The sequence below is a fragment of the Falsiporphyromonas endometrii genome, assembly GCF_042654485.1.
Lineage (GTDB): Bacteria > Bacteroidota > Bacteroidia > Bacteroidales > Porphyromonadaceae > Porphyromonas > Porphyromonas endometrii.
Window position 1 is genome coordinate 1 of sequence record NZ_JBHSGO010000188.1, and the last position, 18,167, is coordinate 18,167.

Below are 18,167 nucleotides of genomic sequence, written 5' to 3' on the forward strand. Positions count from 1 at the left end.
CGGGCGGACGCCAATCCCCCCGGTGTTTTTCATGCCCGCCTGACGGATGAACAAAACAATGAATTGAAATGATTAATTTTGACTCAAAGATAAACCTCCTTTACACACTTTTTGGGATACTACCCTTGGTTTCGAAAAGATAGGTTCTTAATTAGATGTCATTGATATTCATAATTTAGAAACGTTTTCTGAGAGGTGTATCATTTTTGCGATGGTACACCTCTGTTTATTATATTACTCTCCTGTAAAACAAATTGAAAGTTACCAATCTATTTATCTATCTGTGATACAGCCATTTTATATGGTATAGGATTTAATCTTATTGGAGCTGTGTAATGGAATATTAACTGCTTCTTTGGATATACAAGTAATGCGAAAAGTTGAGTATTCAAACTTTTCGCATTATTGTTTTCTGTTCATTCAAAATGGCTTTTTAGCCATTGTCAGAAGACAGAGTAAGATTATTTTGATGTTGGATCACTTCTTTATAGAAGGTCTTTACCGATGTCTTTGCGATAATTTTTGCCTTCAAACTTGATCTCTTCTGCCAATCTGAATGACTTACTTAGAGCTTCCGGTATCGAATTGCCAAAAGCAGTTGCTGTAATGACTCTTCCTCCATTCGTTAGGATGCAGTCGTCTTGCACTTTGGTCCCTGCATGAAAGATTATGGTGTCTTCATGCTCATTAGGTATATCCATAGGTATTCCCTTGGGGTAGCTTCCGGGATAACCTCCTGAGACAAGCATAACGGTGGTTACGGTCCTTGGGTCAATCTTAATCTTGTAGTTCTTAAGATTTCCTTGAGCCATTGCAACGAGAAGCATCAGAAAGTCAGATTGTATTCTTGGAAGTACAGACTCAGTTTCCGGATCACCCAATCGACAATTGTATTCTATCACATAAGGGTCTCCATCTACATTCATAAGACCACAGAAGATAAATCCTTGATAATGGATATTCTCCTCTGCCAATCCTCGTATTGTAGGGATAATGACACGATCTTCAACCTTTTTCATAAAGGTTTCGTTGGCAAATGGAACCGGGCTGACACTTCCCATTCCTCCCGTATTGAGACCTGTATCACCTTCACCGATGCGTTTATAGTCTTTGGCTTCAGGAAGGATTACATAGTTTTCGCCATCTGTTGCTACAAATACGGAGCATTCTATTCCTTTTAGAAATTCTTCGATGAGTACGGTGTTGCCGGCATCTCCAAACATACCCGAAAGCATCTCTTTGAGTTCGGCTTTTGCTTCATCCGCATCATCAACAATGATCACTCCTTTGCCTGCTGCCAGACCATCGGCTTTCAGTACATAGGGGGGCTTAAGTGTGTCGATGAACTTGCATGCTTCGTCGTAATGCTCCAGATCAAAACTCTGATATGCAGCAGTCGGGATTTGGTGTCTTTGCATAAAGGCCTTGCTAAAGTCTTTGCTTCCTTCCAGTCTTGCTCCGCTTTTGCCGGGGCCAACACAAAGTACATGGCTAAGGTCTATTCTCGAATCAAAGAAATCCACAATACCGTTGACCAAAGGATCTTCCGGTCCTACAACCAGTAGAGATATGTTGTTGTCAATGACAAACTGTGCCACTTCGTTGAAGTCTTTGCCGCTGAGGTTGGGAAGGTTTTTGCCGTACTGAGAAGTCCCTGCATTACCCGGAGCTATAAAGAGAGCTTCACACATGGAGCTTTGGCTGATAGCTCTTGCCATAGCCGATTCACGTCCGCCCGATCCCAATAGAAGTACCCTAAGAGATTGCACATTCTCCAGCTCTTGATTGATATTCCAAACCTTATCTGTTTTCTTTCTCTCCTCAGAGAGTCCATGCCAAGATATGCTCATAAAAAGATGTTGTTTAATTGATGTAAGACTCAAAAGCTTTGAGTCTCATAGATAGTAAAAAGACTTCAGCCCAACGAAGAGCCGTTGAGCTGAAGATATGATATGATTATAAATGATCGAAGAAGTATCTTGATATTGTTGTGTAGAGGTGTACTCTGTCCGGTCCGATCACATTGTGAGGGTGTCCCGGATAGACCATATAGTCGGGATAAGAGTGTTGGTCTACACAAGCCTTGACAAATCTCAAGCTGTGTTGCCATACCACTACGGGGTCTATCGTGCCATGGATAAGGAGTAGTCTTCCTTTTAGGTTGCCTGCTCGCTTGGTTAGATTGGCTGCATCATAACCTTCCGGGTTTTGTTGAGGAGTATCCATATATCTTTCTCCGTACATAATCTCGTAGAGAGACCAGTCGATAACGGGACCACCGGCAACACCCACTTTGAATACATCCGGGTGAGTAAGCATAAGGTTGGTGGTCATAAATCCTCCAAAGCTCCATCCATGTACGCCGATTCTGTTTTGGTCGACCCACTTTTGAGCTTTCAAGAAGTCTATACCCTTCATTTGGTCTGCCATCTCATTTTTTCCGAGCTGACGATGGATGACTTGTTCGAAAGCTGCTCCACGATTGGCACTACCTCTATTGTCTACTGTAAATACGGCATATCCTTTTGTTGCCATATAGATATCCCAACCACCGGCATTGTGTCTCCATCCGTCGGTAATCATTTGAGCGTGAGGCCCTCCATATACATAGACAATGACCGGATATTTCTTATTAGGATCAAAATCGAGTGGCTTTACCAATCTGTAATAAAGATCGGTCTTCCCGTCAGCAGCCTTGATTGTGCCAACAGTGATTTCGGGCATACATATCTCCTTATCGGGATTGGGGGCTTTGAAGATTTCTCTGCTCTTTTTGCCGTCTATGCTGATAAGGTCGATATTCCTTGGTACAGTTGGACTTTGGTAGCTGTCTATGATAGCTGTGAAGTCGGGGTCAATTTGTACCCTGTGCACACCATACTGCGGAGTTAGACATTCGATCTTTCCACCTTTGAGTGATACGCGATAAAGTTTGCGCTCGATGGGAGAAGCCATTGTACTTTCGAAGTATGCATATTTGCCTTTGGGATCGACGCCATAAAATTCGGTCACTTCGAAGTTGCCTTTTGTAAGTTGTCTTATAAGCTTGCCATTTGTGTTGTATAGATAGAGTTGCATCCAGCCATCTCGTCTTGATTGCAAGATAAATTGGTTTTTCTTGCCGGGAACGAAATAGAAGGGATGAGAAGGCTCTTCGTAAGCCTTGTCATTTTCTTCAAAAAGTTTCAATGTCTTATCTCCTGTCTTGACATTGTAAGCGTTGAAGTCACAGTGGTTTTGGTCACGATTAACCTCGGCTATATAGATGGTTTCATTGTCCGGATTCCAGCTGATATTGGTCAGAAAGTGCTCCGGGTCACCACCGGTTTTCATATAGGTTAATTTGCCTGTGGCAATATCATAAACTCCCAATGTTACATGGTGAGAAGGCATTCCTGCCATTGGATAGCGATCCGGCTCATTGGTAGCTTTGCGGGTATCGATATTAATGATGGGGTAGGGCTCTACCATGGATTGGTCCATTCTGTAAAATGCGACCTTCTTGCCATCCGGACTAAAGAAGATACCATGATCGATACCAAACTCTCTTTGGTGTACAGCATCGCCATAGACCAATGCTTCGTTGCCATCGTTTGTTACTTGAATGGGTTTGTTGAGAGCTTCACCAGGCTTAGAGGCCTTAAGAATATATATATTGAAATCTCGACTTACCGCTGCATATTCGGCATTGTCGGCAATAAAAGAGAGATCTTTTGGTAAGATGCCAAAAGCTGCGACAAATTTCTTCTGTGCAACATCATATAGATACACAGCCTTCTCAGTTGAGACTTTGAGGAAAGTCTTCGATGGTGTTGTGAAAACAGTGGGAGTGGAGATTTTATCTGTTATGCCAACCTCCTTAAGAGCTGTCTTAAGTTCATCATAACTGATTGTCGTCTTTCCTTTTGAATCAAAGATATTTTGACTTCCCTTAAATTGAGGCGAAACAAGTTCGATGCCTTTTGCGGTGTATTTCATCAAACTGTTTCCGCACCATTGCAATCCGGGAATATATTCCGGATAAGAATGGTAGAAATCACTATTGCCGGGCATTAGCTCGGACAAAGTGTATGTTCTGCAGTGCTTGTCCTCTTGTGCAGACATACTGAGTGGCAGGATTACTGCCAACAAGCCTAATAAGAAGGCTTTAGAATTATGTATCATGATAAATGTAATTTATATTTCTGTTCTTCTAAGATCGACTATTCTTCATCTAATCTAAATTGATCTTCAATGAGTGCAAACGGATCTTCTTGAGATTCGTCTGTCTGTTCTTGAGCCATTCGTCTATCTTTGGGCCATGCGGTATTTTCTTTACGATGACTACGGATGCGATCAATCTTTGCCAATTCTTCTTTTTGAGATACTTTGCCACTGCGATATTCGTTTACCCGTCTCCGTTTGCGTTTGAAATCTTCAGTGGTAGGTTTGCAATCTCTTCTATCCGTTTGGCTGTCATCACGGTCGAATCTTTTGACCTCCTTCTGTAGACCTTCGGAGAAAGAAGTAACCACACTGCCAGGTCTTCTGCCGTATGGTGTTTTTGATAATTCTTCTGAGTTATCTCTTTCGGCTCTCCTTCGGTCAAAAGGCTTGCCATTATCTTTATATCCCCTTCGCTCAAAGTTGTCTTCTCTTTTCCTTTCTCCCGATCGATTGCCTCTGTCAAATGTTCGATCTTTTCTTCCTCGTTCGAATGGAGTCTGCCTTTTATCATAGCGATTGGCTTCTCTTCGATTTTCACGACGACCTTCTCTTGCCTCTTCACTTCTAAATTCTGACATGGTACCTGAGAAGAGTTCGTAGCAGCGAAGTTCGCACTCCAATGCTCCATTCATCAAACTTTCGCGTCTGTTATGTCTAAGTCCTATTTTGTCGAAATGCTCCGGCTTATAAGCCAACACCCAAGCTTCACATCCCGGATAATTGTGTTTGAGTCGTTCGCCAATCATAGAATAAAGGTCATTGGCGTCAGACAATCTTAAGCGTTCGCCATAAGGAGGATTGGTTACGATAAGGGATTTCTCCTTTGGCTGAGGTCTCTGTTGCATTGGCACGACTTCCAATTCGATATATTTAGAAAGTCCGGCTCTTGCTATATTCTTTTGTGCTATGCGTATAGCTTCCGGCGAGATATCGGATCCGTAAATCTTATGTACAGGTGTTTTTTCTTCGCTGTCATCATTGTAGAGCTCCATAAAAAGCTCCTCGTCATAATCGTGCCATGACTGAAAAGCAAAGCCCGGACGATAGATGCCCGGTGCAATATTGGCAGACATAAGTGCTGCTTCTATAAGGAAGGTGCCGGACCCGCACATTGGGTCTATCAGGTCGGTCTCATCTTTCCATCCGGCCATTTTAAGGATGCCGGCTGCAAGCACTTCGCTAAGTGGAGCTTCTGTTTGAGCTACTCGGTATCCTCTTTTGTGCAGGCTCTCCCCGGAGCTGTCAAGTGAAACTGTTACGTCTGTATGTGAGATATGGATATTGATAAGTATATCCGGATTGTTGAGTCGTACAGATGGTCGTTTGCCCTCTCTCTCTACAAAGTAATCACAAATAGCATCTTTGGTACGATAGCCTACGTAGCGACTATGATGAAAGTGCTCTGAATAGATCACGGGATCGACTGCGAAGGTCTTTTTTACATCCATAATCTCCGACCAATCGAACTCTCTCAAAGCTGCATAAACCTGATCGGCATCTTCAGCTCTAAATTTAAGGATGGGCTTAAGGATTCTCAAGGCGGTCCTCAAATGCAAATTGGCTTTGTATAGGAAGCGCTTATCACCCTCAAAAGCAACCATGCGCCTTCCCGGTTGGATATTTTCTGCACCCAACTCTTTTAACTCTTCTGCCAATACATCTTCCAACCCGTAGAGAGTCTTGGCTACCATTTCAAATTTTTCTGTCATGACTAAATTATGTCTATTTCTTTTTTGGTTGATCGAAGGTTCCAGTCCCCCCGAAAAGGAGATGCCATAGTGTAATGTTTTGTCCTATGAAAGTCTCTTATAACCTGCTAATCAAAGGAGAAAAGTCCCACATGCTATCTCTTCTGCATAGCACGTGAGACTATTTCTTTAATTGTTATTGTAGAAGCAAATTAAATATTTCCTAAGTCTTTTCTGACCTGAGCCACAGCTTTTTCTGCCTCTTCGTAAGCTGCTTCAAGATAATCCTCACCCTTGACTGCTACATGTAGTCCGATATAGTACTTAATCTTTGGCTCAGTACCGGAAGGTCTGATAGATACTTTTGATCCATCCTCTGAACGATACTGAAGCACATTGCTTGTTCCAGGCATATCGAGCTTGGTTACCTTGCCGGTCTTAAGGTCTTTGCATTCCAGTGTGGAATAGTCATAAACTTTCACCACGGGAGAAGATGCAATATGCGACATCGGATTGCTGCGATAGTTGGTCATCATATCTGCAATCTCTTGAGCGCCTGTGCGACCTTTTCGAACAATGTTGAGACCTACTTCCTTGTATAGACCATACTTCACATAGAGAGAGCGGATAAGCTGATAGATGCTCATTCCTTTTTCAAGTGCCCAAGCCGACATCTCTGCGAATATACAGCAAGCAGACACAGAGCTTTTGTCGCGAATAAAGTCTTCCCACAGATAGCCATAGCTCTCTTCTCCGCCACCAATATATCTCATGCCTTTGGGCTCGCATTCACGAATAACATTGGCAATCCATTTGAAACCGGTGTAGCAGTCAAACATCGTCACATTATAGTCGTCTGCAATCGCTTTGATAAGCTCGGTCGTAACAATAGTCTTCACGACATAATCGTTGGCCTTGAGTTTTCCAAGTTCCTTACGGCGAGCAATGCTATAATAGGTCATCAAAGTACAAATCTCATTACCATTGATTAGGACCATCTCGCCCTTGTCATTGCGTACAGCCACTCCGATACGGTCCCCATCCGGGTCAGAAGCCAATACCATATCTGCTCCGGTTTCATTGGCACGGTCTATAGCCATCTTAAGGGCTGCCGGCTCTTCCGGATTGGGTGATACGACGGTGGGGAAGTCTCCTGAGATGACATCTTGCTCGGGAACATGTTGGATATTGGTAAAACCAAATGCTTCCAATGCTTTTGGTACGATGGTACCGCCTGTACCGTGGATAGGTGTATATACAATAGAAAGATCATGATGCTTCTTAATAGCATCTTGAGATAGACTCAAAGTACGTACAGCATCGATAAATGTCTTATCCATTTCAGCACCAAGCATGGTGATCATGGATTTGTCTCCCTTAAACTTAATCTCATCTACGGACTTGATCTTGCCAACTTCTGCGATGATGCCCTGATCGTGAGGTGCGATTACCTGGCTGCCGTCGCTCCAATAAGCTTTATAGCCATTGTATTCGGGTGGGTTGTGAGAAGCTGTGACCATGACACCGCTCTGGCAACCCAGATGACGAATAGCAAAGCTAATCTCAGGAGTAGGACGCAATGCCTCAAACAAATAAACATGAATGCCATTGGCTGTAAAAATCTCTGCTGCAGTCTCTGCAAAAAGTCGACTGTTGTTTCTACAGTCATGACCGATTACTACTGAAATTTTCTCAGAAGAAGCAAATTCCTTCTTAAGATAATTTGCCAACCCTTGGGTGGCTCCTCCAACAGTGTAGATATTCATTCGGTTGGTACCTGCACCCATGATCCCTCTCAGACCTCCGGTACCAAATTCAAGATCCTTATAGAAAGACTCGATAAGCTCAGTGTTGTCAGGATTGTCCAACATAGCTTGTACAGATGTGCGGGTCTTTTCGTCATAGCGGTTGCTTAACCAAAGCTGCGCTTTTGATCTTACGGTTGTTAATAATTCATTTTGTTCCATATCATACAATATATATTGTTGTTTCTTATGTCGTTGTGGTAAGATAGACCGGCTATTGGTTGTTAGTCCAAAACCTTTCTTATCCCACTTGCCTTAGGCAAATTATAGATTGTTATAGCTTTAATATGCCAAAGCTTAAGAGCCAAAATGACTCTCTCCTGCAAAGATAGGTATTTTGCTAAAGGGCAGAGCACAAACCAAAGACTTAAAGGAACCTTTTAAGCAGCTTTTCTGACAATTTAAGGCGGTTGCTATGTATCTTAAACCGAACCTTCCATTGCTAAAGATAATCCTTTTTAGTATCTTAGTCACCGATAAAGACAGATACCATGGAGATAATCTTGTTACTTACCTTTCTTTTGATGATTGTTTTGCTTGGAGGATCATTCCTTCAAGAGGGTAAGATATGTCTTATCGACGAGGAACAAATCAATGCCCCAATAACTATCAAATATAATCTTAAGAATGTCCTTTATGATTGGGCTGTGAAGCTCGTCATGAGAGGGGATTTTTTGTTAAATACTGTTACCTGTTCTAATGCTCAAAAAGCTACTGAAACAACACTGATTCAACTTCAAATTCACAAATTCGAGGGTTAGGGTCACTTGACCTTTTGCCGACTTTGCCCGTTTTTATAGTACGAAACGGGCTTTTTTATGCGCTATTTTAACAAATAAGGTCGCGCGAGAATGGATTGCAAGTCGCGCGACCTTCCAAAAAAGGCGGCCTAAAGCCGATTTTTAAGCCGGCGAAAGACAAATAAAAATAGCACTTTATATAAATTAACATTTAGCAAAGCCGACAAATTTTCCTTCGCTCTGATTTTTATAGAAGAAATGGCCTTTATTGAGCTCAAAAACAGGCTGCTTTTGCATGAAAATGCACCTTAATGTATTTACATTATTTAGCTAATATGCTGAAATTTGATCCAACTAACTTTATAAATCTGATCTCTTTCTATCGACTTATTTGTATTTAAATTGAGGTTATTGAGATTAGATAATGACCTTCTGAAAAGTGAATGAATGAAATTTTGTGCCTAAACTATAAACAGAAAAAGCTACAAATGGATAAAAAATAAGAAGTGATTTTTATGCTGAAAATAGAAGATAACGGACTAATATACTTTAGTTTCAGTGCATTCCAAGTGTGAATGCACCGACTAAAGTACGAAATTGAAAGCTATTCACAACAATTTTTTATAATTCGGATTGCTCATCACCAGTGTGAATGCACCGACTAAGGTACTAAATAGGTAGTTATTTACAATTTGAATTGTGTACTGTTTGATTGCAAACTGTCTTTATGAAATTAGATCGAACTAACTTTATAAATCTGCTTTTTCTCTATCGACTTGTTTGGATTTAGATATGTTTGTGTTGTTATTGGCTTTATTGGTGTATTTAAATGGGGCTATTTTCACTTTTCTTCTCATGCTGGTATAGTATTTTCTTTAGGTGAAAAAGGATTACCTTTGCGATATTATGGCTGTGTATTATTTGTATGGCCCTTGTATAAGCAAAAGATAAAAACGAAATATAATTTATGGCAAAAGAACTTAAAGAGCTAACATCACGCTCAGAGAATTACTCACAATGGTATCAAGACCTTGTTATCAAGGCAGATCTTGCCGAAAACTCGGCTGTTAGAGGGTGTATGGTAATCAAACCTTATGGCTATGCTATCTGGGAGAAGATGCAACGTTTTTTGGATGATATGTTTAAGGAGACCGGTCATAGCAATGCCTATTTTCCTCTCTTTATCCCCAAGAGCTATCTTAGTCGCGAAGCAGAGCACGTAGAGGGTTTTGCCAAAGAATGTGCGGTGGTGACCCATTATCGTCTTAAGACCAATCCTGATGGCGATGGGGTGGTGGTCGATCCCCAGGCCAAATTGGATGAGGAGTTGATTGTTCGTCCAACTTCTGAGACTATTATTTGGAGTACTTATAAGAATTGGATTACGAGCTATCGTGATTTGCCTATTCTTTGTAACCAGTGGGCCAATGTGGTAAGATGGGAGATGCGTACCCGTCTATTCCTTCGTACGGCCGAATTTTTATGGCAAGAGGGTCATACAGCTCATGCAACCAAAGAGGAGGCTGAGGAAGAGGCTAAGAAGATGCTTGAGGTTTATGCTGACTTTGCCGAAAACTATATGGCTATGCCGGTTGTGAGAGGTGTCAAGAGTGAGACCGAACGTTTTGCCGGAGCTTTGGATACATATACTATCGAGGGTTTGATGCAGGATGGTAAGGCTCTTCAGTGTGGTACCTCTCACTTCTTGGGTCAGAATTTTGCCAAAGCCTTTAATGTGACCTTTACAGATAAGGATGGTGAGCAGAAATATGTTTGGGCTACCAGCTGGGGTGTTTCGACCCGTTTGATGGGTGCTCTTATTATGAGCCATTCGGATGACAATGGTTTGGTTTTGCCTCCCAAATTGGCTCCATTCCAGGTTGTGATAGTTCCTATTTATAAGAGTGAAGAGCAGAGAGCCGCTGTTTCAGCTAAGGCCGAAGAGATTATGGCATCTCTCAAAAAACTTGGTATTACGGTGAAGTTTGATAATAACGACACTAAGAAGCCGGGTTGGAAATTTAGCGAATACGAACTCAAGGGTGTCCCTGTTCGTTTGGCTTTGGGAGCGAGAGATCTTGAGAATGGAACGATTGAGATTGCTCGTCGTGATACATTGACCAAGGAGGTTCGTCCAATGGAGGGCTTGGCTGAATATATCGACACTCTACTAAAAGATATTCAGGCAAATATTTATCAGAAAGCCCTTAAGTATCGTGAAGCTCACACGATCACTGTTGATTCTTACGAAGAGTTTAAGGAGAAGATCGAAGAGGGTGGATTTATCTTGGCTCACTGGGATGGCACAGCAGAGACAGAGGCTCGTATCAAGGAGGAGACCAAGGCTACTATTCGTTGTATCCCATTGGAGGGAGACAAGACTCCGGGTGTGGATATGCTTACCGGTAAGCCCTCTAAGTGTCGTGCTTTGTTTGCTCGTGCTTATTGATTTTTGATGAGATCTACGAAGGGGTTGTGTCATAATGGACTTATGTCGCATCCCCTTTGGTCTATCTTATAATTGCTCTTGTAATCAACAACAATCTTAATTTAGGAAGGATATGACATTTGAAAAGCTATCGATAGATGGCCTTCTTCTTATGAAGCCAAGGATTTTTAGAGACAATCGTGGCTACTTTTTTGAGAGTTTTAGACAAAAAGACTTTGAAGATGCCGTTGGACAGAAGGTCAACTTTGTGCAAGAAAACGAATCCAGATCTTCATTTGGTGTTCTCAGAGGTTTGCATTTGCAGAAGGGAGATGACTCCCAAGCTAAGCTCGTTCGCTGTGTAAGAGGGCGTATTATTGATATAGCAGTTGATTTGCGAAAAGGCTCATCTACCTTTGGTCAATATGAGGCTGTGGAGCTGAGTGAGGACAATCATTTTGAGTTTTTTGTTCCTCGTCATTTTGCTCATGGTTATATTGTACTAAGTGAAGAGGCTGTATTTCAGTACAAGGTTGACAATTTGTATGCACCTCAGAGCGAATGTTGTATCTCTTATGATGATCCGGATATAGATATTGCCTGGTCCGAGTTGGCTCCATATGTTGAAACATTCAATATGAGTAGCAAGGATCAGAACGGTATCTCATTGAAAGAATATATTGATCAAAATTAATTCTCTATACTATGAACACATATCTTGTGACAGGTGCTGCCGGTTTTATCGGAGCTAACTTTGTTCACTATCTCAGAGAAGCCGAGCCTGATGCTTTTATTGTGGTGGTCGATAGCTTGACCTATGCCGGCAATTTGGCTTCTATTGCTGACTTGATGGAAGATACCGCTCGTTTTGCCTTTTGTAAGGCCGATATCTGCGATGCGGAGGCTATCTCTAATATATTTGATAAGTACCAACCAACCTTTGTGGTCAATTTTGCTGCAGAGAGTCATGTGGACAGGAGTATAGAAGACCCACAGATCTTTATTAAAAGTAATATCTTGGGTGTACAGGTCTTGTTAGATGCTGTAAGAAAAGCTTGGGTTGTAGCGAAAGATGATAAGGGCTATCCTATATGGAAAGAGGGTTGTCGTTATCTTCAGGTGTCAACAGATGAGGTCTATGGCAGTTTGGGTAAGGAGGGATTTTTTACCGAAGATATGCCACTTAAGCCTCGAAGCCCTTACAGTGCTGCCAAGTCTTCTGCCGATTTGATAACCTTGGCTTCGGTTGAGACCTTTCACCTTCCGGCAGTGATTACTCGTTGCTCAAACAATTATGGGCCGTATCAGTTCCCCGAAAAGCTTATCCCTTTGGTGCTAAACAATATTCTTCAGTCTAAGCCTTTGCCTATCTATGGAGATGGTTCCAATGTGCGCGATTGGCTGTATGTAGAAGATCATTGCCGAGCTATCTATAAGGTCCTTCATGGAGGAAGAGTAGGGGAGGCGTATAATATTGGTGGCCACAATGAGTATTCCAACTTGGAGTTGGTCAAGATTATCCTTCGTACCGTACGACAGTTGATGGAAGAGGAGCCTAAGTATCGTGAATTGCTTCGTGTGGAAGAGGCAAAAAGGGCTGATGTATCTTGGATCTCAGAAGGGCTAATCACCTTTGTCAAAGATAGATTGGGGCATGATGCAAGGTACGCTATCGATCCCTCCAAAATACATGGAGAGCTTGGTTGGCAACCAACGACTAAGTTTCCTCAAGGTATCGTGAAGACTGTTAGGTGGTATCTGGAGCATCAAGATTGGGTAAAAGACATTGTTGAGGGTGATTATCAAAACTATTATAGCAAGATGTATTCGAATAGGTAAGACAGTTATCTATTTTAACCCAAATTGTCGATAGAAAGAAAAAGCATTTATTGAGTTTAACCAATATACTATTTATGGAACCGGTTTATATTCAACAAACTTATGATCAGGACTATCAGCATTGTTTTGGCTGTGGTCCTAAAAATGAAGAGGGACTTCATATTAAGTCGTATCCAATCAATGAGGGAAAGCAAACCAAGTGTACCTTTACCCCCGACAAGAAGTTTAGCGGTGGGCATCCCCACAATGTCTATGGAGGGATGATAGCAATGCTTTTTGATTGTCATGGTACCGCATCGGCTGCCTATTTTCATTTGGTGGACAAAGGTTTGCCTTTTAATGAAGAGACTGTGATAAGAAGGTTTGTTACGGCTCATCTTGAGGTGGATTTTAGAAAGCCCACTCCGCAAGGTGTTGAGCTGACAGTCATAGCTGAGCCAATAGAGCTTGGTGAGCGTAAGGTAGTGCTTAAGATGCAACTCTTCGCAGGGGATAAATTGTGTGCTGAGTCTACTATGGTAGCAGTGGGACTATAAGGTTTTTGTAACATTCTTAAAAGAGATTTTCGAAGCTAACAGTTCCAAAAGGGATTGTTAGCTTTGATTGTAAAAGTATTAGGACATCAAAAAGTATCTGTCAATGAGACTAAAATGGACACGCTCGATGCTTCTCATCGTGCTGATTGTGGCTTTATCTTCATGTGCCTCTAAGAAAGGTTTTGATTCATCGGTTGGATTTCCTCCAAAGTACGAATTTCGAGGAGCGTGGATCCAGACTGTCTATCAGAGTGAATATGCCAATCTTAGTACTGATGCGGTGAAGCAACTACTCCAAAAAAGAGTAGAGGCTCTTCATCGTGCCGGATGCAATGCTGTGATTTTTCAGGTGAGGCCCGAAGGGGATGCCTTTTATCAGTCCGGCTATGAGCCATGGAGTCGTTTCCTTACAAAGACTCAAGGCAAAGCGCCCTCTCCTTACTGGGATCCTTTGGCCTATATGATAGAGCTTTGTCATGAGAGAGGTATGGAGCTTCACGCTTGGATCAATCCATATAGAGCAGCTGCCAATCAGTCTGTGCCGATGTCTTCAAACCACCCGGCTGTGCAGCATCCCGATTGGTGTGTAAGCTACAACAATCAGCTTTTTTACAATCCCGGTATTCCGGCGTGCCGTGAGCATATCTGCAAAGTGGTTACAGACATTGTTTTGAGATATGATATAGATGCTCTTCATATGGATGATTATTTTTATCCTTACCCCGTAGCAGGTTTGAGATTTCAAGATGACGATACTTTCAGAAGGTATGGAAGGGGTTTTTCGAATATTTCCGATTGGCGAAGAGATAATGTCAATCGTTTGATAGCAGATGTCAAGCAAACGATTGCCCATACGAAGCCTTGGGTTAAGTTTGGAGTGAGCCCGTTTGGTATCTATCGCAACAAACGGTCGTCTGCAATAGGAAGCAATACCGGGGGACTTCAGAATTATGATGATCTCTTTGCAGATGTCCTTCAATGGGAGGCTTCTAATAACATTGACTATATAGCCCCGCAGCTGTATTGGGCAATAGGTCATAAGGTGGCAGACTTTTCGGAGTTGGCTCATTGGTGGAATAGGCATACTTATCCGACCACAGACCTCTACTTCGGTATTGATGTCAAAAGAACCATGAATGAAAAACAGCTTAGACAAAAGGTGGAGATGACGAGGAAACTGGCCAAGGGTATTATTTATTGGCCGGCCAATGAGGTTGTCAACAATACTGGGGGAATAGCCGATTCCTTAAGAACAATCTATCAGAGTACAATTGCCCTCATAGAGCCATCATCAAAGTTTAAGCACAAAGTGCCTAAGGTAAAGGGACTTACTGCCGAAAGGGTAGCCACAGGATATCGTCTTTCATGGCTCAATACCTCTGAGCCTTGTGATCCAATTACGCCACAGTTTTATGTCGTTTATCTAATTCCAAAAGGCCATAAAGTAACTACCGACTATTCGCAGTATATCATATATGTGGGACCCAAGTCACAACTTATCCTGCCTTACAGCTTGGGAAAAGGAAAATATACCTGCCTTGTTACAGCTTTGGATAGATTCAAAAATGAAAGTAAGCCCCAAAAGATTGTCATCACTTTGTAACGGGATACATATCATATTCATAATCTACTGAAGAGGTATAGTCTGATTATATCTCTCAATTCGGAATGTCATTGTTTCGAAACAAAAGATTTATCAAATAGCAACAATATCAGATAGTTTATCGTTTCCTAAAGGTTATCTTTGTGCATAGTTATTGTGCTATTAAATTTCTATGGATAGAGAAATTCAGAACTTTGGAAACTCCTTTGAACTATTGGCACAATGTGATTTTAATTAACTTTAGTAAGCAGTGATGAATATCCTAATTTTGAACGGACCCAATTTGCATGTGATAGGCACAAGAGAGCCTAAGATATATGGTAGTAGAAGCTTTGACAGTTTCTATCAAGAGCTGTCAGCCGGCTTTCAAAACATTCGCTTTAGTTATTTCCAAAGCAATCATGAGGGAGAACTCATCGATCGCTTGTATCAAGCCCAAGAAGAGGGTATTGATGGTGTAGTGTTTAATGCCGGTGCTTATACGCATACATCTCTGGCTTTGGCTGATGCTATCCGTGCTGTTTCGATCCCCGTGGTTGAAGTCCATATTAGCAATGTCGCATCTCGAGAGGAGATTCGCAGGACTTCATTGATTGCCTCCGCCTGTGTGGGGTCAATCTCGGGATTTGGTCTATTCTCATATACATTGGGATGTTATGCACTGCTTGATCATATAAATAAACAAGTAGAATGATGAAACAGACAAAAATTGTAGCGACCATCTCAGATCTTAGGTGTGAGGTTGATTTTCTTAAGAGCTTGATTGATGCCGGAGTCAATGTTGTTAGGCTCAACTCGGCTCATATGGATGAAGCGGGGATGGATAAGGTGATTGATCGTGTGCGCTCTATCTCTCCTTATGTAGGTATCTTGATTGATACAAAGGGGCCGGAGGTGCGAACGACAGCCTGTGCCGAGTCAATAGCGTATAAGACAGGTGACAACTTTTATATTGAAGGCAATCCACAGGGAATTTCTACAAAAGAATGTATATGTGTCAACTATGCCGATTTTGTTCAGGACATTGCTGTAGGAAGTGAGATTTTGATTGATGATGGTCTTCTTGAACTACAGGTGCTTGACAAGATCGATGGCCGTTTGTATTGTAAGGCCCTTAATGATGGTGAAGTTGGTAGCCGCAAAGGTGTCAATGTGCCCGGTGTCCGTATGAGTCTGCCTTCTCTGTCAGACAAAGACAAACGGTTTATTGACTATGCTATTCGTAAGAAAATAGATTTTATAGCACATTCATTTGTCAGGACCAAGCAAGATGTCAGGGATGTGCAAGAGATATTGGAGCGTGCCCATAGCCACGTTAAGGTAATCGCCAAGATTGAGAATCAAGAAGGTGTAGATAATGTTGATGAAATTTTGGATACTGCTTATGGTTTGCTTGTGGCGAGAGGAGATTTGGGTATTGAGGTACCTCAGGAGAAGATCCCTGCAATACAGAGATTGCTTATTCGTAAGAGTATCGAACATCGTAAGCCGGTCATTGTGGCTACTCAGATGTTGCATTCAATGATAGAGAACCCAAGACCTACCCGAGCTGAGGTGACCGATGTGGCAAATGCCATTTATAACAGGGCTGATGCAGTGATGCTAAGTGGTGAGACGGCGAAAGGTAAATATCCGATCGAAGCGGTCAAGACGATGGCAAAGATTATTGTCGAATCGGAGAAAGCCAAGTTAGAGGCAAATGATTTGAGAATACCTATTCGTGAAGAAAATATTGATACAACTTCATTCTTGGCTAAGCAGGCCGTGAAGTCTGTATCAAAGTTGGGAGTCAAAGCCATTATTGTAGACTCATTTACAGGTCGTTCGGCAAGGACAATATCTGCTTACAGAGGGCGTGTGCCGGTGTATGCAATATGTTATAGCGAGCATTTGATCAGACATCTCTCCCTTAGCTATGGTGTATGGGCTGAATATCAACCCTTGGAAAAAGGAAAACTGGAAAACCTATCGGGGGCATTAAAAGCTTTGGTCGTTTCTCATTTTATTGAAGACGACGATTTGATAGCATATATCAGTGGTAAGCCGGGAAGAAAAAGTTCGGCTACGGGACTTGAGATAGATGCGGTTAAAAGCATTATCGAGCGTCGTTGCTGGTAACAATAATCATATAAAGGTCGGTGAATGGCAAAGGCTGTCTCTTCAGATTTGGACGAGACAGCCTTTGTTTTGTCGGAATATTGCCTTCGTTCAATATGCTCAATTTGTCTGATTTTATCTTTACCTTCATACTATGAACACTTCCGAAGTATTAAAACAATATCAAAACTATCTTCGTTTGGAGCTCAACTTGACTCCAAATAGCTGCGATGCTTATCAGCATGATGCCGCTAAGCTTGTTGATTATTCAGAAGAGATTGGCAAATCCGTTGTCGATATTACTTATGAAGATCTTCAAAACTTTGTTGCCTCTCTATATGATCTTGGTATATCGGTAAAGTCTATTGCCCGGGTGATTGCCGGGATCAGATGCTTCTATAAATATCTTCTTTTGGAGGAGTATATGGATGCAGACCCTTCTGAACTTTTGGAGTCGCCTAAGTTGGATAGCAGACTCCCGGAGGTCTTGACCGTTGAGGAGATAGATCGTATTCTAAATTCGATTGATACCGATTCGGCTATGGGGCTAAGGAATAGAGCTATGATAGAACTTTTGTATTCGTGCGGTTTGCGTGTCTCCGAACTTTGTAATCTTACATTCAACAATGTCTTTTTGGAGGATGCTTATATCAAAGTTCCCGGCAAAGGTCGAAAGGAACGTCTCGTACCTATGAGCGATGCCTCTATCAATTATATCAAAGCTTACGTCAGTCGAATGGATGAGTTGCCCAAGCCTCAAAGAGGTCAAGAGCAATATCTGTTTTTAAGTAAGCGTGGTAAGGCAATCTCAAGGATAATGGTTTTTCATATTGTTAAGGAATTGGGAGAGTTTGCAGGTATTGACAAAAACATTTCTCCACATACATTCAGACACTCTTTTGCTACTCATCTTCTTGAGGGGGGAGCCAATCTGCAGGCTATTCAGATGATGCTCGGACATGAGAGTATAGCTACAACTCAAATCTATACCCACATCGATAGAGAACAGCTTAGGAAGCAGATCGAAAGATTTCATCCAAGCAATCAGTAGTTCTCTTGAGTTTATTCGAAATAATCTAACCTTCAATATGTTTGAATGCAATAGTGTCCTAAACGTTTTTGACGAATAAAAAGAAAAGGGTAGGTTTGTATTGAACAAAAAAGAACAGCTCCAAGAGCTGTCACCAACCACCCTTTTCATGGCAAATATAACACTATTCGCACA

At 41.9% G+C, this 18,167-nt stretch carries 14 protein-coding genes; 9 read left to right on the forward strand and 5 right to left on the reverse strand.

All coding sequences use genetic code 11. The annotated features are described in order from the left end of the window. Positions 1 to 485: 485 nt before the first annotated feature. The 4 genes from purD to ACFO3G_RS06610 form a co-directional block, all read right to left on the reverse strand. Complete coding sequence (gene purD, locus ACFO3G_RS06595) at positions 486 to 1,850, reverse strand: phosphoribosylamine--glycine ligase (RefSeq protein WP_380079165.1); 1,365 nt, start codon at positions 1,848 to 1,850, stop codon at positions 486 to 488. Between the two features lie 106 nt (positions 1,851 to 1,956). Beyond that, a complete protein-coding gene (locus ACFO3G_RS06600) occupies positions 1,957 to 4,164 on the reverse strand; it encodes a S9 family peptidase (RefSeq protein WP_380079167.1) in 2,208 nt (735 codons plus the stop codon). Positions 4,165 to 4,202: 38 nt separating this feature from the next. Further along, positions 4,203 to 5,915: a THUMP domain-containing class I SAM-dependent RNA methyltransferase gene (locus tag ACFO3G_RS06605; protein WP_380079169.1), complete on the reverse strand. Its 1,713-nt coding sequence runs from the start codon at positions 5,913 to 5,915 to the stop codon at positions 4,203 to 4,205. A 191-nt stretch (positions 5,916 to 6,106) separates the two neighbouring features. Further along, complete coding sequence (locus ACFO3G_RS06610; RefSeq protein ID WP_380079171.1) at positions 6,107 to 7,861, reverse strand: phospho-sugar mutase; 1,755 nt, start codon at positions 7,859 to 7,861, stop codon at positions 6,107 to 6,109. 329 nt (positions 7,862 to 8,190) lie between these two features. Between ACFO3G_RS06610 and ACFO3G_RS06615 the strand changes: the two genes are divergently transcribed. The 8 genes from ACFO3G_RS06615 to pyk all read left to right on the forward strand — a co-directional run bounded on the left by ACFO3G_RS06615 (position 8,191) and on the right by pyk (position 16,963). Continuing rightward, on the forward strand, positions 8,191 to 8,460 hold the full coding sequence (locus ACFO3G_RS06615) for a hypothetical protein (RefSeq protein WP_380079173.1): 270 nt from the start codon (positions 8,191 to 8,193) through the stop codon (positions 8,458 to 8,460). 946 nt (positions 8,461 to 9,406) lie between these two features. Then, complete coding sequence (proS, locus tag ACFO3G_RS06620) at positions 9,407 to 10,888, forward strand: proline--tRNA ligase (RefSeq protein ID WP_380079175.1); 1,482 nt, start codon at positions 9,407 to 9,409, stop codon at positions 10,886 to 10,888. Between the two features lie 112 nt (positions 10,889 to 11,000). Further along, on the forward strand, positions 11,001 to 11,561 hold the full coding sequence (rfbC, locus tag ACFO3G_RS06625; protein WP_380079177.1) for a dTDP-4-dehydrorhamnose 3,5-epimerase: 561 nt from the start codon (positions 11,001 to 11,003) through the stop codon (positions 11,559 to 11,561). An 11-nt stretch (positions 11,562 to 11,572) separates the two neighbouring features. Further along, positions 11,573 to 12,706, forward strand: coding sequence for a dTDP-glucose 4,6-dehydratase (rfbB, locus tag ACFO3G_RS06630; protein ID WP_380079179.1), 1,134 nt, complete (start codon positions 11,573 to 11,575; stop codon positions 12,704 to 12,706). A 74-nt stretch (positions 12,707 to 12,780) separates the two neighbouring features. Beyond that, on the forward strand, positions 12,781 to 13,242 hold the full coding sequence (locus tag ACFO3G_RS06635; RefSeq protein ID WP_380079181.1) for a PaaI family thioesterase: 462 nt from the start codon (positions 12,781 to 12,783) through the stop codon (positions 13,240 to 13,242). 103 nt (positions 13,243 to 13,345) lie between these two features. After that, complete coding sequence (locus ACFO3G_RS06640) at positions 13,346 to 14,845, forward strand: glycoside hydrolase family 10-like protein (protein WP_380079183.1); 1,500 nt, start codon at positions 13,346 to 13,348, stop codon at positions 14,843 to 14,845. 253 nt (positions 14,846 to 15,098) lie between these two features. After that, a complete protein-coding gene (locus ACFO3G_RS06645; RefSeq protein WP_380079185.1) occupies positions 15,099 to 15,539 on the forward strand; it encodes a type II 3-dehydroquinate dehydratase in 441 nt (146 codons plus the stop codon). Further along, complete coding sequence (gene pyk, locus ACFO3G_RS06650) at positions 15,536 to 16,963, forward strand: pyruvate kinase (protein ID WP_380079187.1); 1,428 nt, start codon at positions 15,536 to 15,538, stop codon at positions 16,961 to 16,963. Before ACFO3G_RS06645 ends, pyk begins: the two co-directional genes overlap by 4 nt. Here pyk and ACFO3G_RS06655 read toward each other — a convergent pair. After that, the gene (locus ACFO3G_RS06655) at positions 16,941 to 17,093 is read right to left on the reverse strand and encodes a hypothetical protein (RefSeq protein ID WP_380079189.1); all 153 of its coding nucleotides are present in this window, start codon (positions 17,091 to 17,093) and stop codon (positions 16,941 to 16,943) included. The two genes, pyk and ACFO3G_RS06655, sit on opposite strands and share 23 nt — an antisense overlap. A gap of 3 nt (positions 17,094 to 17,096) precedes the next feature. On the opposite strand from ACFO3G_RS06655, the gene xerD reads away from it, so the two are divergent. Beyond that, positions 17,097 to 17,993, forward strand: coding sequence for a site-specific tyrosine recombinase XerD (xerD, locus tag ACFO3G_RS06660; protein ID WP_380079191.1), 897 nt, complete (start codon positions 17,097 to 17,099; stop codon positions 17,991 to 17,993). Positions 17,994 to 18,167: the final 174 nt, after the last annotated feature.

Bases quoted from the DNA above. Each gene is read 5' to 3' on its own strand.
- xerD (WP_380079191.1), top strand. From the start codon at position 17,097: ATGAACACTTCCGAAGTATTAAAACAATATCAAAACTATCTTCGTTTG.
- rfbC (WP_380079177.1), top strand. From the start codon at position 11,001: ATGACATTTGAAAAGCTATCGATAGATGGCCTTCTTCTTATGAAGCCA.
- proS (WP_380079175.1), top strand. From the start codon at position 9,407: ATGGCAAAAGAACTTAAAGAGCTAACATCACGCTCAGAGAATTACTCA.
- ACFO3G_RS06600 (WP_380079167.1), bottom strand. From the start codon at position 4,164: ATGATACATAATTCTAAAGCCTTCTTATTAGGCTTGTTGGCAGTAATC.
- rfbB (WP_380079179.1), top strand. From the start codon at position 11,573: ATGAACACATATCTTGTGACAGGTGCTGCCGGTTTTATCGGAGCTAAC.
- ACFO3G_RS06640 (WP_380079183.1), top strand. From the start codon at position 13,346: ATGAGACTAAAATGGACACGCTCGATGCTTCTCATCGTGCTGATTGTG.
- ACFO3G_RS06635 (WP_380079181.1), top strand. From the start codon at position 12,781: ATGGAACCGGTTTATATTCAACAAACTTATGATCAGGACTATCAGCAT.
- ACFO3G_RS06610 (WP_380079171.1), bottom strand. From the start codon at position 7,861: ATGGAACAAAATGAATTATTAACAACCGTAAGATCAAAAGCGCAGCTT.
- pyk (WP_380079187.1), top strand. From the start codon at position 15,536: ATGATGAAACAGACAAAAATTGTAGCGACCATCTCAGATCTTAGGTGT.
- ACFO3G_RS06605 (WP_380079169.1), bottom strand. From the start codon at position 5,915: ATGACAGAAAAATTTGAAATGGTAGCCAAGACTCTCTACGGGTTGGAA.
- purD (WP_380079165.1), bottom strand. From the start codon at position 1,850: ATGAGCATATCTTGGCATGGACTCTCTGAGGAGAGAAAGAAAACAGAT.
- ACFO3G_RS06655 (WP_380079189.1), bottom strand. From the start codon at position 17,093: ATGAAGGTAAAGATAAAATCAGACAAATTGAGCATATTGAACGAAGGC.
- ACFO3G_RS06615 (WP_380079173.1), top strand. From the start codon at position 8,191: ATGGAGATAATCTTGTTACTTACCTTTCTTTTGATGATTGTTTTGCTT.
- ACFO3G_RS06645 (WP_380079185.1), top strand. From the start codon at position 15,099: ATGAATATCCTAATTTTGAACGGACCCAATTTGCATGTGATAGGCACA.